The sequence below is a fragment of the Neobacillus sp. OS1-32 genome (assembly GCF_030915425.1).
Taxonomy (GTDB): domain Bacteria; phylum Bacillota; class Bacilli; order Bacillales; family Cytobacillaceae; genus Neobacillus; species Neobacillus paridis.
Window position 1 is genome coordinate 3,280,273 of record NZ_CP133263.1, and the last position, 14,812, is coordinate 3,295,084.

At 45.5% G+C, this 14,812-nt stretch carries 12 protein-coding genes, 2 tRNA genes and 3 rRNA genes; all 17 read right to left on the bottom strand.

What is annotated here, in order from left to right:
* Positions 1 to 59: 59 nt before the first annotated feature.
* Positions 60 to 455 (bottom strand): DNA replication initiation control protein YabA, encoded by a 396-nt coding sequence (gene yabA, locus RCG24_RS16390; RefSeq protein WP_308077493.1) that lies wholly within the window; start codon positions 453 to 455, stop codon positions 60 to 62.
* A gap of 13 nt (positions 456 to 468) precedes the next feature.
* Positions 469 to 1,296, bottom strand: coding sequence for a PSP1 domain-containing protein (locus RCG24_RS16395; protein ID WP_202655485.1), 828 nt, complete (start codon positions 1,294 to 1,296; stop codon positions 469 to 471).
* Complete coding sequence (holB, locus tag RCG24_RS16400; protein ID WP_308077494.1) at positions 1,289 to 2,296, bottom strand: DNA polymerase III subunit delta'; 1,008 nt, start codon at positions 2,294 to 2,296, stop codon at positions 1,289 to 1,291. Before holB ends, RCG24_RS16395 begins: the two co-directional genes overlap by 8 nt.
* Before the next feature lie 19 nt (positions 2,297 to 2,315).
* Positions 2,316 to 2,645, bottom strand: a complete 330-nt coding sequence (locus tag RCG24_RS16405) for a cyclic di-AMP receptor DarA (protein ID WP_202655487.1) — start codon at positions 2,643 to 2,645, stop codon at positions 2,316 to 2,318.
* Between the two features lie 99 nt (positions 2,646 to 2,744).
* Positions 2,745 to 3,368, bottom strand: coding sequence for a dTMP kinase (gene tmk, locus RCG24_RS16410; RefSeq protein ID WP_202655488.1), 624 nt, complete (start codon positions 3,366 to 3,368; stop codon positions 2,745 to 2,747).
* 28 nt (positions 3,369 to 3,396) lie between these two features.
* A complete protein-coding gene (locus RCG24_RS16415; protein WP_235888218.1) occupies positions 3,397 to 4,836 on the bottom strand; it encodes an aminotransferase class I/II-fold pyridoxal phosphate-dependent enzyme in 1,440 nt (479 codons plus the stop codon).
* A gap of 104 nt (positions 4,837 to 4,940) precedes the next feature.
* A complete protein-coding gene (locus RCG24_RS16420; protein ID WP_374049103.1) occupies positions 4,941 to 5,144 on the bottom strand; it encodes a sigma factor G inhibitor Gin in 204 nt (67 codons plus the stop codon).
* Positions 5,145 to 5,327: 183 nt separating this feature from the next.
* Positions 5,328 to 5,444 (bottom strand): 5S ribosomal RNA (gene rrf / locus RCG24_RS16425).
* 94 nt (positions 5,445 to 5,538) lie between these two features.
* Positions 5,539 to 8,480 (bottom strand): 23S ribosomal RNA (locus tag RCG24_RS16430).
* 449 nt (positions 8,481 to 8,929) lie between these two features.
* Positions 8,930 to 9,005 (bottom strand) — tRNA-Ala (locus tag RCG24_RS16435).
* Positions 9,006 to 9,029: 24 nt separating this feature from the next.
* Positions 9,030 to 9,106 (bottom strand) — tRNA-Ile (locus RCG24_RS16440).
* A gap of 251 nt (positions 9,107 to 9,357) precedes the next feature.
* A 16S ribosomal RNA gene (locus RCG24_RS16445) occupies positions 9,358 to 10,907 on the bottom strand.
* Together the 16S, 23S and 5S rRNA genes with 2 tRNA genes alongside form the textbook arrangement of a ribosomal RNA operon.
* A gap of 270 nt (positions 10,908 to 11,177) precedes the next feature.
* Entirely contained in the window at positions 11,178 to 11,441 is a 264-nt protein-coding gene (locus RCG24_RS16450) for a pro-sigmaK processing inhibitor BofA family protein (protein ID WP_202653516.1), read from the bottom strand.
* A 122-nt stretch (positions 11,442 to 11,563) separates the two neighbouring features.
* A complete protein-coding gene (locus RCG24_RS16455; RefSeq protein WP_202653515.1) occupies positions 11,564 to 11,782 on the bottom strand; it encodes a YaaL family protein in 219 nt (72 codons plus the stop codon).
* Between the two features lie 36 nt (positions 11,783 to 11,818).
* Positions 11,819 to 12,415 (bottom strand): recombination mediator RecR, encoded by a 597-nt coding sequence (recR, locus tag RCG24_RS16460; protein ID WP_202653514.1) that lies wholly within the window; start codon positions 12,413 to 12,415, stop codon positions 11,819 to 11,821.
* A gap of 196 nt (positions 12,416 to 12,611) precedes the next feature.
* Positions 12,612 to 12,923 carry a YbaB/EbfC family nucleoid-associated protein gene (locus RCG24_RS16465; protein ID WP_202653517.1) on the bottom strand — a complete coding sequence of 104 codons (312 nt, stop codon included), beginning with the start codon at positions 12,921 to 12,923 and terminating at the stop codon, positions 12,612 to 12,614.
* A gap of 72 nt (positions 12,924 to 12,995) precedes the next feature.
* The gene (gene dnaX, locus RCG24_RS16470; RefSeq protein ID WP_202653513.1) at positions 12,996 to 14,687 is read right to left on the bottom strand and encodes a DNA polymerase III subunit gamma/tau; all 1,692 of its coding nucleotides are present in this window, start codon (positions 14,685 to 14,687) and stop codon (positions 12,996 to 12,998) included.
* Positions 14,688 to 14,812 lie beyond the last annotated feature (125 nt).

Genomic DNA, 14,812 nt, shown 5'->3' on the forward strand with positions numbered 1-14,812 from the left:
CGACTAGTAACCAGGCGCTTCCACTATATAAAAATAGAGGCTGCTTCAGCCCCTTCTGGTTATTTCTTATTAAGAAAGGAGAGACAGAACAGGCAATCTCCTTCCTTCCGCAGGCTTCCAAAGTGGAGGTTGCAAATATGAAATCCCTCGTGATACAAGCGAGCGAGATTATCATAGCCTTCTCCTACATCAAACGCCTTGACCTTAGACGAAAGTGTTGAGGATGCGCCAGCAGAAGGGCCGTGTCCCTTCTGCTTATGGTCTAAAGACCCGCTTTCCTCTTTCTCCGTGATCACATCTAAACGGCGTCTAAGGTGCTCATTTTCCAGCTTTAAATAATGATTCTCTTCCAGTATTTCAGCTAAATGCTGCTTTATTTCTCCGAGCTGCTGATATAGATGGCCAATTTGTGTTTCCATATTACTGACTGACTCGAATATATCCTTCTTATCCACGTCTTCCACCTCATTAATCTGTGGATTGTATCGAAAAGGCACCTTCTTTAATCATTTCATCCAGCGTATATTCCAGGACCCGCTCGTGTTCCAGCAGCTCCACCTGAAGTACCCGCTCTAATATATTTAATCCGACTACTTTGCCGGTACCATTCGGTGTTTCAATGATTTCCCCCAAATCCGGCAATGCTTCTTTGGCTGATTCATATTCATCATTTTCATACTTCAAGCAGCACATCAGCCTGCCGCATAAACCAGAGATCTTCGTAGGATTTAATGATAAATTTTGATCCTTCGCCATTTTAATCGATACAGGATCAAAGTCACCTAAAAAGGTGGAACAGCATAACATTCTGCCACATGGGCCAATTCCGCCCAACATCTTGGCTTCATCGCGAACACCAATTTGCCGCAGCTCAATTCTCGTCCGAAAAATGGCTGCTAAATCCTTTACAAGTTCGCGGAAATCTACCCTTCCATCGGCAGTAAAATAAAAAATAATTTTATTACGATCAAATGTATATTCAACATCTACCAGCTTCATATCCAGCTGATGCTCTTGAACCTTGGCATTACATAATTCGTATGCTTCCATGGCAGCCTGTTTATTTTCCTCAACAATCAATCGATCCTTTTGATCCGCAATTCTTACGACCTTTTTTAATGGGAGGACAACATCGTGTTCCTCCACCTGCTTCCGAGGAATGACCGCCTTGCCATATTCAACGCCGCGTACAGTTTCCACGATGACAAAGTCATCCTTCTCGATTGGGAGGTCTCCAGGATCAAAATAATAGATTTTTCCCGCTTTTTTAAAGCGCACTCCTACAACATCATACAAAAGTAGATCCCTCCTGAATTTTTAACACAAGCTGTTCCATCATCAGCTGAGGATTCATATTGGCATCAAGCTTCCTTTTCGCTTCAAGGATCGCCGACATTGTGTCCGTTAGACGCTGCCTGGATGTAGTTAGGGCAAATTGCTTTAACCGTTCACTTTCTCCCTTAAAAACAATCTGCTCCTCTTTGTCTAATTGTATATATAGTAAATCCTTAAATATAAGAAGTAAAAGATCGAGACCACGGTGAATCTGCTCTTTTTCTTTGAAGTGTTGAAACCAATCACTTTGAAGCATGACCATTGCTTCAAGGGGACCCTTTTTCAATACTTCATATAATTTTACCACTATTTTTTGAGCTTGTGCAAACCATTCATCGACATTTAATTCCAGTGCTTCTTCTAAATTATTCGTGAGCTGTGCCAGCAGTGGTGCTTTTCCCGGCTGAACGCCATTTTCGATTAATTGTTTTACCATGACATTTGGCGACAGTGGCTGGAATGTTAAGATTTGGCATCTGGAGACAATGGTAGGCAGCATGCGTTGGGGCTGTTCGGTTAATAAAAAGGCGACCGTCTGGGTACTTGGTTCCTCTAAAAACTTTAATAAACTATTGGATGCGCTGATACTCATTTTATCAGCATGAACAATTAAGTAGACCTTTTTCGCCGATTCAACCCCTTTTTTGGAAAACTCCGCCTGCAGATTTCTAATTTGCTCAACCTTAATCGATAACCCATCCGGCTCCACCAAATGAACATCGGGATGATTACCGCTATTGATGCGCCGGCAATTATGACAGGTTTCACACGGTTTGTAGCCATCAATTAACGACTCACAAAAAAGAGCCTTGGTAAGCAGCAAACCTATATCCTTTTTTCCTGTTCCCCTTAGTCCCTCAAAAAGGTAAGCATGGGCTACTCTCTGTTTTATTAGACTGTTACGGATCATTCTTAAAACGACAGGCTGCAGCTCCTCTAATTGCTCCCATGTTTTGACCAAACTAATCACTCAATTCATTTTAGAAATGTAGAAATTGCTCAATTGGCAGGACGAATACGGTCGCTCCGCCTACTTCCACTTCAACGGGATATGGGACATAGGAATCGGCATTGCCTCCCATTGGAGAAACGGGTGAAACCAGCTGTTCTCTTGCTCGACAGTTATCCTTAATTATCTCAAGGGCGCGGTCCACACGGACATCTTCCGTACCAATCATAAACGTTGTGTTCCCAGACTTTAAAAAACCACCAGTACTGGCAAGTTTAGTCGCCCGAAAATTATTTTCAACCAAGGCCTTTGATAAACGATTGCTATCTTGGTCCTGAACAACAGCAATAATTAATTTCATTTGTAACACCCTCTCCTCTTTTTCGACTCAAAATTTCCTTTTCTTATATTATATCAGTTTCCCCTTAGGCTTTCGATGAAAAAAAGCCTTCCATGAAGGCTACAGTATCGCTAATTTTTCCTTGACAAGTTGAAGTGTTTGTTGAAAAACTTCCTCCACCGTACCGGAAGCATCTATTTTCACCATTCTGTTTGGAAAACGTTCCAGCAGGATTTGATACCCTTCCCTTACTCGATGATGGAACTCAAGATCCTCTAAATCCAAGCGATTGATTTCCCGACCTTTGTTTTTATTAATCCGCTTCAACCCTAATACTGGTTCTATATCAAAGTAAATCGTTAACTGTGGCAGCATTTGTTCAATCGCAAATTGGTTGATCTTCCACACTTCATCCATCCCTAAGCCGCGAGCATAGCCTTGATAGGCCAGCGAGCTGTCCACAAAGCGGTCGCAGAGGACAATTTTCCCTTCATCCAGCGCCGGCTTCACCCGTTCGATTAAGTGCTGTCGTCTCGCTGCGGCATATAACAGTGCCTCCGTCCGCGGGTCCATAGCCGTGTTATTTTTATCTAAAATCACCCGGCGAATTTGCTCGGCGATATCAATGCCCCCAGGCTCACGAGTTAACAGGGTGTTTTCGAGCTGATTGGCAATCATGCCAATAATGGTCGATTTTCCTGCCCCATCAGGCCCTTCGAATGTTATAAATGTTCCATTTGTCATTTTATTATCCTCCAAACCAGTTCCACTCTTATGCTGTAAATACTTTGATCTGTCCTTCGTGTAATAAAGCTCCGCCTTGAACCCTTGCTCCTGCCTCTAGTAAATGAAACAGTTGTGTCAGCTTCTCCGCGGTAATCAATTCTCCTTGAAAAAGTAATGGAATACCCGGGGGATAAGGAATAATTTGCTCGGCACAAATTTGCCCAACAGATTTAGCAAGTCGTTCTGCCCTTACCGTTAACCCCGCCATCTCCTTATAATCAACCGCTAAGCGAGAAATGTTCGCACCATTTAACGTATAATCCCAAGCCCTTTCTTGTACGCGGCAATCTGCTAAACTATCTGCGACCTTTGCGGCTGCTTCTTCTAAAGGAAATTCTTGTCCAGCTTTTAATAATGGTAAAATGAGCAGCACATTATTTGGGTCGGCTAATTCCGGATAAAGTGATCTCCCTTCTAACCGTTGCTGCAATTCATAGCCATTTAATTCGCATCTTGACTGAATCGTCACCTTTAACAGGTCGCCCTTTGAGGTCGTTGGATAGTCTAATACTTTAATCGCCGAAATATCAGCTAACTGTGCCTTAAAGTGGTCTATTTTCACATATAAATCGCTTAGATCCTGCTGATTGTATGCCGCTAAATACTGCCTGGCTATATCCAAGGAGGCCATAATCGGATAAGATGGACTGCTCGATTGAAATATTTGCAGGTAATGTTCCAGCTTGTCAGATGACAACAGCTGGCTATTAAAATGTAGAAACGATCCCATCGTCATTGCCGGTAGTGTCTTATGCGCTGACTGCACCACCATATCAGCCCCTATACTCACTGCTGATGCTGGGAAGGGATGGCCGACTATCAAATGGGCACCATGAGCCTCATCCACTAGAACAGGAATTTGTTTCTGATGGGCTATATCAATAATTTCCTTGAGGTTATAAACCAGTCCATAATAGTTAGGATAGGTTAAAATAATGGCTCTCGCCTCAGGATATAAGCAAATGGCCTCTTTTATCATATTGACACTTACACCTGCCGCTATCTTCCAATCGATGCTATATTCCGGTTCGATAAATACGGGCTTGGCCTTTGCTAATTGCAGCGCATTTAGCACGGACTTATGACAGTTCCTTTGTACTAAAACAATATCGTCCTCGGAACAAGCTGTCATAATCATCGCCAAATTTCCGCCGGTTGAACCATTTACAAGGAAATAGCTTCTTTTCACCTGAAATAGTTCTGCTAAAAGCTCTTCCGCCTGTAAGATAGCTCCTTCAGGTGCATGCAAATCATCTAACCCTGATAACTCCGTTGCATCCATCTGAAGCAATGCTTTAAAGGTGTCGTAACTATCAGGAAAAACTAAACCATATTTATGTCCAGGAACATGAAAAGAAATTGGTTTTTTACTTATATGATTCACCAAGGCGTTCACTAATGGTAATGTTAATTGCCGATCGATCATGGATTTCAACTTCCCTTTAAGAGTCTAATTAATTTTAACAAAAAAGTGAGTGAGATGCTCCCACTTTCTAATGCAAAAAAATAAAGCCCTTCTTGAGGACTTTGTCAGGAAAAAATTTCTGGGGTTGTTACTTTTTTAAGCTGTTTAAGGAAATATTTATATTTCGGGTTATTTGTATCCGTTTGAATTAACTCATGTTCACAATCTGAGCAAATAAAAGAAGTGTATAGGTGTATTCCTTTCGTTTTTTGATTTTCACAAATCACGCATTTTTCTTCAAACCGCTGAGAAGCTAAATTTGAACTCAAATCCTCCACCTCCATACACTAAGTGTTGCCGGTAAATTGAATTTGTATACAATTTTTTGAATTATCTCTTCCTACTTATCTCCTTGATTATTTTATGTTACATTTTTCATTTGGGTGTATGTCTCTACCTATTTTTTTGACAAAACAAAAAAAGGCAACCTTTACAGATTGTCTTTTTTGTTTGCCCGGCAGCGTCCTACTCTCACAGGGGCGCGTGCCCCAACTACCATCGGCGCTGAGAAGCTTAACTTCCGTGTTCGGTATGGGAACGGGTGTGACCTTCTCGCCATCACCGCCGGACTATTTAATTTGAGGTTCATTCCCTCAAAACTAGATAATGCTGAAGAAGTCATAAGAACGAGTTTCGCTAAGCGGACGCTTCCGCTTTTTGATTTTGGTTAAGTCCTCGATCGATTAGTATCAGTCAGCTCCACGTGTCACCACGCTTCCACCTCTGACCTATCAACCTGATCATCTTTCAGGGATCTTACTAGCTTAAAGCTATGGGAAATCTCATCTCGAGGGGGGCTTCATGCTTAGATGCTTTCAGCACTTATCCCGTCCGCACATAGCTACCCAGCGATGCCTTTGGCAAGACAACTGGTACACCAGCGGTGCGTCCATCCCGGTCCTCTCGTACTAAGGACAGCTCCTCTCAAATTTCCTACGCCCACGACGGATAGGGACCGAACTGTCTCACGACGTTCTGAACCCAGCTCGCGTACCGCTTTAATGGGCGAACAGCCCAACCCTTGGGACCGACTACAGCCCCAGGATGCGATGAGCCGACATCGAGGTGCCAAACCTCCCCGTCGATGTGGACTCTTGGGGGAGATAAGCCTGTTATCCCCAGGGTAGCTTTTATCCGTTGAGCGATGGCCCTTCCATGCGGAACCACCGGATCACTAAGCCCGACTTTCGTCCCTGCTCGACTTGTAGGTCTCGCAGTCAAGCTCCCTTGTGCCTTTACACTCTGCGAATGATTTCCAACCATTCTGAGGGAACCTTTGGGCGCCTCCGTTACTCTTTGGGAGGCGACCGCCCCAGTCAAACTGCCCACCTGACACTGTCTCCCACCCCGATTGAGGGGTGCGGGTTAGAATTTCAATACAGCCAGGGTAGTATCCCACCGACGCCTCCACCGAAGCTGGCGCTCCGGTTTCTCAGGCTCCTACCTATCCTGTACAAGCTGTACCAAAATTCAATATCAGGCTACAGTAAAGCTCCATGGGGTCTTTCCGTCCTGTCGCGGGTAACCTGCATCTTCACAGGTACTATAATTTCACCGAGTCTCTCGTTGAGACAGTGCCCAGATCGTTACGCCTTTCGTGCGGGTCAGAACTTACCTGACAAGGAATTTCGCTACCTTAGGACCGTTATAGTTACGGCCGCCGTTTACTGGGGCTTCGATTCAGAGCTTCGCTTTTAAGGCTAACCCCTCCTCTTAACCTTCCAGCACCGGGCAGGCGTCAGCCCCTATACTTCGCCTTGCGGCTTCGCAGAGACCTGTGTTTTTGCTAAACAGTCGCCTGGGCCTATTCACTGCGGCTTTTCAGGGCTATGCACCCTAAAAAGCACCCCTTCTCCCGAAGTTACGGGGTCATTTTGCCGAGTTCCTTAACGAGAGTTCTCTCGCTCACCTTAGGATTCTCTCCTCGCCTACCTGTGTCGGTTTGCGGTACGGGCACCTTGAATCTCGCTAGAGGCTTTTCTTGGCAGTGTGGAATCAGGAACTTCGGTACTGTATTTCCCTCGCCGTCACAGCTCGAGCCTTCACGGTGAACGGATTTTCCTATTCACCAGCCTAACTGCTTGGACGCGCATGACCAGCAGCGCGCTTACCCTATCCTCCTGCGTCCCCCCATCACTCAAACGATTCAGAGGTGGTACAGGAATATCAACCTGTTGTCCATCGCCTACGCCTTTCGGCCTCGGCTTAGGTCCCGACTAACCCTGAGCGGACGAGCCTTCCTCAGGAAACCTTAGGCATTCGGTGGATGAGATTCTCACTCATCTTTCGCTACTCATACCGGCATTCTCACTTCTAAGCGCTCCACCAGTCCTTCCGGTCCAGCTTCAACGCCCTTAGAACGCTCTCCTACCACGGACACCAACGGTGTCCATCCACAGCTTCGGTGATACGTTTAGCCCCGGTACATTTTCGGCGCAGAGTCACTCGACCAGTGAGCTATTACGCACTCTTTAAATGGTGGCTGCTTCTAAGCCAACATCCTGGTTGTCTAAGCAACTCCACATCCTTTTCCACTTAACGTATACTTTGGGACCTTAGCTGGTGGTCTGGGCTGTTTCCCTTTTGACTACGGATCTTATCACTCGCAGTCTGACTCCCACGGGTAAGTCTTTGGCATTCGGAGTTTGTCTGAATTCGGTAACCCGATGAGGGCCCCTAGTCCAAACAGTGCTCTACCTCCAAGACTCCAAGCCGTGAGGCTAGCCCTAAAGCTATTTCGGAGAGAACCAGCTATCTCCAAGTTCGATTGGAATTTCTCCGCTACCCACACCTCATCCCCGCACTTTTCAACGTGCGTGGGTTCGGGCCTCCAGTAGGTGTTACCCTACCTTCACCCTGGACATGGGTAGATCACCTGGTTTCGGGTCTACAACTGCATACTAAAGATCGCCCTACTTAAGACTCGCTTTCGCTGCGGCTCCGTCTCTTCAACTTAACCTTGCATGCAATCGTAACTCGCCGGTTCATTCTACAAAAGGCACGCCATTACCCGTTAAAGGGCTTTGACTACTTGTAGGCACACGGTTTCAGGTTCTCTTTCACTCCCCTCCCGGGGTGCTTTTCACCTTTCCCTCACGGTACTGGTTCACTATCGGTCACTAGGGAGTATTTAGCCTTGGGAGATGGTCCTCCCAGCTTCCGACCAGATTTCACGTGTCCGGCCGTACTCAGGATCCACTCAGGAGGGAACGAAGTTTCGACTACAGGGCTTTTACCTTCTCTTGCGGACCTTTCCAGATCGCTTCGTCTACCCCGTTCCTTTGTAACTCCATGTTGAGTGTCCTACAACCCCGAAAGGCAAGCCTTTCGGTTTGGGCTGTTCCCGTTTCGCTCGCCGCTACTTAGGGAATCGCGTTTGCTTTCTCTTCCTCCGGGTACTTAGATGTTTCAGTTCCCCGGGTCTGCCTTCCTTACCCTATGAATTCAGGTAAGGATCCTGCTCCATTACGAGCAGGGGGTTCCCCCATTCGGAAATCTCCGGATCGACGCTTACTTACAGCTCCCCGAAGCATATCGGTGTTAGTCCCGTCCTTCATCGGCTCCTAGTGCCAAGGCATCCACCGTGCGCCCTTTCTAACTTAACCTACGGCAAAAGATAAGCTTCATATCTCTGCGTCATCTTCGCTCGTCAGCATCCTCACGTACATACTGCGTACGCTCCGGTGCTTCCTCACTCGATTTCTTGATCTATTCGCTTCTCTTTTCCCTCTTTTGACAAATGATCAGCGTCGAATCTCTGCGTCAGCTTCGTTCACTCAGATCCTCACGTGCCCTTAAGCACGCTCCAGTCTTCGCTCACTCGCTTCCTTGACCTTCTCGCTGCTGATTTGTCATGACCTAAAAGGTTTAAAACCTAAAATGGCGATACCCGGTTCTTACTTGGTTACTTCTTCTATTACGATTATCTAGTTTTCAAAGAACGAGGCTACTGATTTCAATCACTTCGTGATGTTTCATCGTAGCTTTACATCATGCTGCCTTGCGACGAGCTGAGGAATACTTCCTCGAACTACTACGGCGCAGGAGCAAATATTGGTGGAGCCTAGCGGGATCGAACCGCTGGCCTCCTGCGTGCAAAGCAGGCGCTCTCCCAGCTGAGCTAAGGCCCCATAAAGAGATATTAAATTGAAGTATGGTGGGCCTAAATGGACTTGAACCATCGACCTCACGCTTATCAGGCGTGCGCTCTAACCAGCTGAGCTATAGGCCCATACTTATTATTTATTAAAAGAGATTTATTCTCTCAAAACTAAACAAGGCAACTTCCACGAATCAACTTCATGAATGGCCTTCTTAGTTTTGCTTCAAGCTGCACTGCGACGAGCTGAGAAGTTACTTCCTCGAACTACTACGGCGCAGGAGCAAACTTAGCGAAAGGATTATTCCCTCAAAACTAAACAAACAAAGAACGTGCAACAATCTATTTATTTATTTGTTCGCAAGAACAAAAGTTATCCTTAGAAAGGAGGTGATCCAGCCGCACCTTCCGATACGGCTACCTTGTTACGACTTCACCCCAATCATTTGTCCCACCTTAGGCGGCTGGCCCCTTACGGTTACCCCACCGACTTCGGGTGTTACAAACTCTCGTGGTGTGACGGGCGGTGTGTACAAGGCCCGGGAACGTATTCACCGCGGCATGCTGATCCGCGATTACTAGCGATTCCGGCTTCATGCAGGCGAGTTGCAGCCTGCAATCCGAACTGAGAATGGTTTTATGGGATTGGCTTAGCCTCGCGGCTTCGCTGCCCTTTGTACCATCCATTGTAGCACGTGTGTAGCCCAGGTCATAAGGGGCATGATGATTTGACGTCATCCCCACCTTCCTCCGGTTTGTCACCGGCAGTCACCTTAGAGTGCCCAACTGAATGCTGGCAACTAAGATCAAGGGTTGCGCTCGTTGCGGGACTTAACCCAACATCTCACGACACGAGCTGACGACAACCATGCACCACCTGTCACTCTGTCCCCCGAAGGGGAACGTCCTATCTCTAGGAGTGTCAGAGGATGTCAAGACCTGGTAAGGTTCTTCGCGTTGCTTCGAATTAAACCACATGCTCCACCGCTTGTGCGGGCCCCCGTCAATTCCTTTGAGTTTCAGCCTTGCGGCCGTACTCCCCAGGCGGAGTGCTTAATGCGTTAGCTGCAGCACTAAAGGGCGGAAACCCTCTAACACTTAGCACTCATCGTTTACGGCGTGGACTACCAGGGTATCTAATCCTGTTTGCTCCCCACGCTTTCGCGCCTCAGCGTCAGTTACAGACCAGAAAGCCGCCTTCGCCACTGGTGTTCCTCCACATCTCTACGCATTTCACCGCTACACGTGGAATTCCGCTTTCCTCTTCTGCACTCAAGTCCCCCAGTTTCCAATGACCCTCCACGGTTGAGCCGTGGGCTTTCACATCAGACTTAAAGGACCGCCTGCGCGCGCTTTACGCCCAATAATTCCGGACAACGCTTGCCACCTACGTATTACCGCGGCTGCTGGCACGTAGTTAGCCGTGGCTTTCTGGTTAGGTACCGTCAAGGTACCGGCAGTTACTCCGATACTGGTTCTTCCCTAACAACAGAGCTTTACGACCCGAAGGCCTTCATCGCTCACGCGGCGTTGCTCCATCAGACTTTCGTCCATTGTGGAAGATTCCCTACTGCTGCCTCCCGTAGGAGTCTGGGCCGTGTCTCAGTCCCAGTGTGGCCGATCACCCTCTCAGGTCGGCTACGCATCGTCGCCTTGGTGAGCCGTTACCTCACCAACTAGCTAATGCGCCGCGGGCCCATCTGTAAGTGACAGCTTACGCCGTCTTTTAGCTTATCTACATGTGTAGATAAGAATCATCCGGTATTAGCTCCGGTTTCCCGAAGTTATCCCAGTCTTACAGGCAGGTTGCCCACGTGTTACTCACCCGTCCGCCGCTCATCTCGAGGAGCAAGCTCCTCTTGATTCGCTCGACTTGCATGTATTAGGCACGCCGCCAGCGTTCGTCCTGAGCCAGGATCAAACTCTCCAATGAAGTTGAGTTGATATAGCTCATAAAATTTAACGTTGGCTTCATTTCGTTAGAAATGAATGATTATTGTTGACGTTTTTGTTTGTTTAGTTTTCAAAGAACAAAAATGTATCGCTCAAGGCGACTATATTATTTTAACACTTTAAGTTGTTTTTTGTCAACAACTTTTTTATCGTCGTTTTAGCAGCGACCTTTAAAATATTACATGATTTTAGAATAACCGTCAATACTTTTAAAAAAAAAATGAAAAACCGCTGTGTGGAGCGGTTCTTATTAAATAACCCATTGCTGAATCGCCACTAAAGCAAATAGGCCTGGAATTCCAAGAAAGCCTGAAACAGCAGATGTAATAAAATTAATCGGCACATGAATTCCATATTGATTTCCTGCAACATTTAGGAAGAAGAGAAATAATGCTCCGATAATTAATTTAATCGCAGCTTGACCAACAAGTCGGGCTGATTTAAAAGGCGCTCCAAATAACAGCATTAAAATAACCAGACCGCCTAAAACAGAAATCACATAAATTGGTTCCAAGAAAGCAGTCCTCCTCCAAAGATTACTTTACTTCATGCTATGTACAAGTTGTCTTCAATAGACCTAAAAAAAGTCTGGAGCGAAATGTCCAGACTTCCTGAGGGTGGGGGACTCTTTCCCCCCTATCTTCTTAATGAGATCTTCCTTTGTTTTGCCTCTTTCAAAAGAAAGATATATTTCGCTTCTGCGATTTTTGCTTGAACAATGACTTCGTCTGATGGATCAAAACTTTTTTCCAGCAGCAGTTTTTCCTGCTGCCATTTTTCTTTATGTTTATTTAACTGAACTAACAGCTTCTCATCAAACTCTCTTCGAAGCCACTCTTTCCGCCGAAAAAACATGACTAATCCTCCCGGGATATTCAATAATCAATCTTATTATAATTCACGCCGGCCCTCTAGTGCTTTTGATAAAGTGACCTCATCGGCATATTCAAGATCGCCGCCTACTGGAAGCCCATGAGCAATTCTTGTTGTTTTAATTCCTGACGGCTTGATTAACCGGGATATATACATCGCCGTGGCTTCCCCTTCAATATTTGGATTGGTTGCTAATATCACTTCCTGGACTGTCTCATCCTGGAGTCGTTTAATTAAATTGGGAATATTAATATCCTCAGGACCAATGCCATCCATAGGTGAAATCGCCCCATGTAAAACATGGTACAACCCATTGTAATCCTTCATTTTTTCCATTGCTATCACATCTTTTGGATCCTGGACTACACATATTATGCTCTTATCCCGGCGTTCATCTTCACAAATATAACAAGGATCTTGATCGGTAATATGGCCGCAGACAGAACAATAGGTTAAATTACGTTTGGCATTAACCAGCGCTTTTGCAAAGTCAAGGACCGTATCTTCCTTCATGCTTATGACGAAAAAAGCCAGCCGGGAAGCGGTTTTTGGACCAATTCCAGGCAGCTTCATAAAACTATCAATTAACTTTGAGATTGGTTCAGGATAATGCATTTTCTTTTTCTCCCTACATAAAAAGCAAAAGTGCCCGTAACCGTTGTAACCACGGGCACTTTTGCTTTGCTTTTTATTGCCCAGCCTCAGCGCCTAAGGGCTCGAGGTCAAATAACCTTCGGCAATAAAAGTCAAAGAACCGACTTTTTTGCCGAAGAACATTTGCTTGTCGCCCTTAATCAAGCCGCTTTTCTAATTAAAATGGTAAATTTAATCCTTTTGTAAATTGTCCCATTGTATTGTTTGTCAACTCATCCGCTTTTTTAAGAGCGTCATTGACCGCTGTCAGCACAAGATCTTGAAGCATTTCAACATCATCAGGATCAACCGCCTCCGGCTTAATTTGGACATCTACGACTTCTTTATGCCCTGTTACAACTACGGTAACAATCCCGCCTCCGGCTGTTCCTTCAATTTTCTCCTGGCCTAATTGTTCTTGTGCTTCTGCCATTTTCTTTTGCATTTTTTGCATTTGCTTCATCATATTTTGCATGTTTCCACCACGCATCATAAGCTCTCGCCTCCGTATTTTTCATCTTTTAATTTCGGTTCAATTGAGCGCTTTAAACGCTTTTCTTTTTTAATCAATAATTTCTACAAATTCAGCACCAAATAATTTCTTTGCTTCGGCAATATGAGGCTCTTCCTCGGAGGAATATTGTTCACTGCTTCCATCATCTCGATTGTAGCTGTCGTGAAGGAAATTTTCACGAATCGTCAGCCATTGTTCTTCTGGAACACCTAACAGTAAGAAACGCTTCGATGTTAATTTAAACAGCCCTGCCGCAACCGCTTCGAGAAAATCATGACGGTTCATCGCCATTTGGCAAATCATTTCATGCTTGAATTTTATAATAATGGCCGTGGCTGAAGCCGCAACCGGTTCCGCTTCATTTAATAAGGCAGCATGGGATTTCAGCAGGTTCCCCAGCATTTCACCCCAATTTGCTTTCACCAGATTTAAATCACTTTTTGTTGCCTGCTTTAAGACTTCATTGATTTTTCCAAGCGGCGGCTGAAAAGCATTCCTTGATGCTCTATGAACAGGTTTCTGCGGCTGTGGTACGGCCTCGTGAGCAGTCTGAGACACACCCATAGTCTTTAATTGCTGCAACTCCTGTTCAAGCTGGTCAATTTTTGATAATAATTGTTCAATAGCTCCTGATTGTTGAAGCTGCGGTGGTGCTGTCTCCAATTGACAGAGCTTAACAATCGCCACCTCCAAGAATATTCTTGGGTGGTTCGTCCATCGCATATCCTGCTGGATTTTATTCAAAAAGTCAATCAGCTGATAGATTTCCTCAATCGGGACTTCCTCCGCCATTTGTCGGAATTCATCATCAAGCATAACCCGTTCTAGTGACTCTTCCAGTTGGGGTGCTGTCTTATACAGCAGCATATCCCGATAAAAAAGAATCAAGTCCTCAATAAAACGGGCGGGGTCTTTCCCATGAAACAACAACTCATTTAAGGTCTCAAGGCCCTGTACCACATTTTTTTCCTTTATTGCCCGGGCCAGTTTATTTAAAAAGCCTTGCGAGACGGCCCCTGTAACGGTCAGCGCATCTTCAAGCGTTACCCGCTCCTGGCTGTAGGATATGGCCTGATCCAATAAACTTAGGGCATCCCGCATGCCGCCTTCAGCACATCTGGCAATCATTTGCAAGGCCCGTTCTTCACAATCAATCCCCGACTCATCAGCGATCAATTTCATTCGATCAACAATCGAGGATGCCGTAATTCTTCTAAAATCAAAGCGCTGGCAGCGGGAGATAATTGTCAATGGAATTTTATGCGGTTCCGTTGTCGCTAAAATAAAGATAACATGCTTTGGCGGTTCCTCTAATGTCTTCAGCAGAGCATTAAAGGCGCTGATTGACAGCATATGCACCTCGTCAATAATGTACACCTTATATTTGACGGCAGTTGGCGCAAATTTGACCTTATCAAGAACATCACGCATCTCTTCTACCCTGGAATTGGAGGCTGCGTCAAACTCTAACACATCTGGAATGGTTCCATTTGTTATTCCATGGCAGGCAGCACACTCATTGCATGGTTCCGCTGTAGGCGCGTGTTCACAGTTAATCGCCTTGGCTAATATTTTCGCTGCACTGGTCTTTCCTGTTCCTCTCGGTCCGGAAAAAAGATAGGCGTGAGAGATTTTTTGTTGAAGTAAGGCGTTTTGTAATGTCTTTGTCACATGTTCTTGTCCAACGACATCAAAAAACGTTTGCGGACGCCAAACACGATATAACGCTTGATATGCCACAAGACACCGCCTCCTTCAAAAATTTTTCATCCTTACCATTATAACGTATTCACATACTATTTTCCAAAGAGTTCACAAAAAAACTCACCCCAATTCTGAGGTGAGTTTGATTTAGGTAATATGTA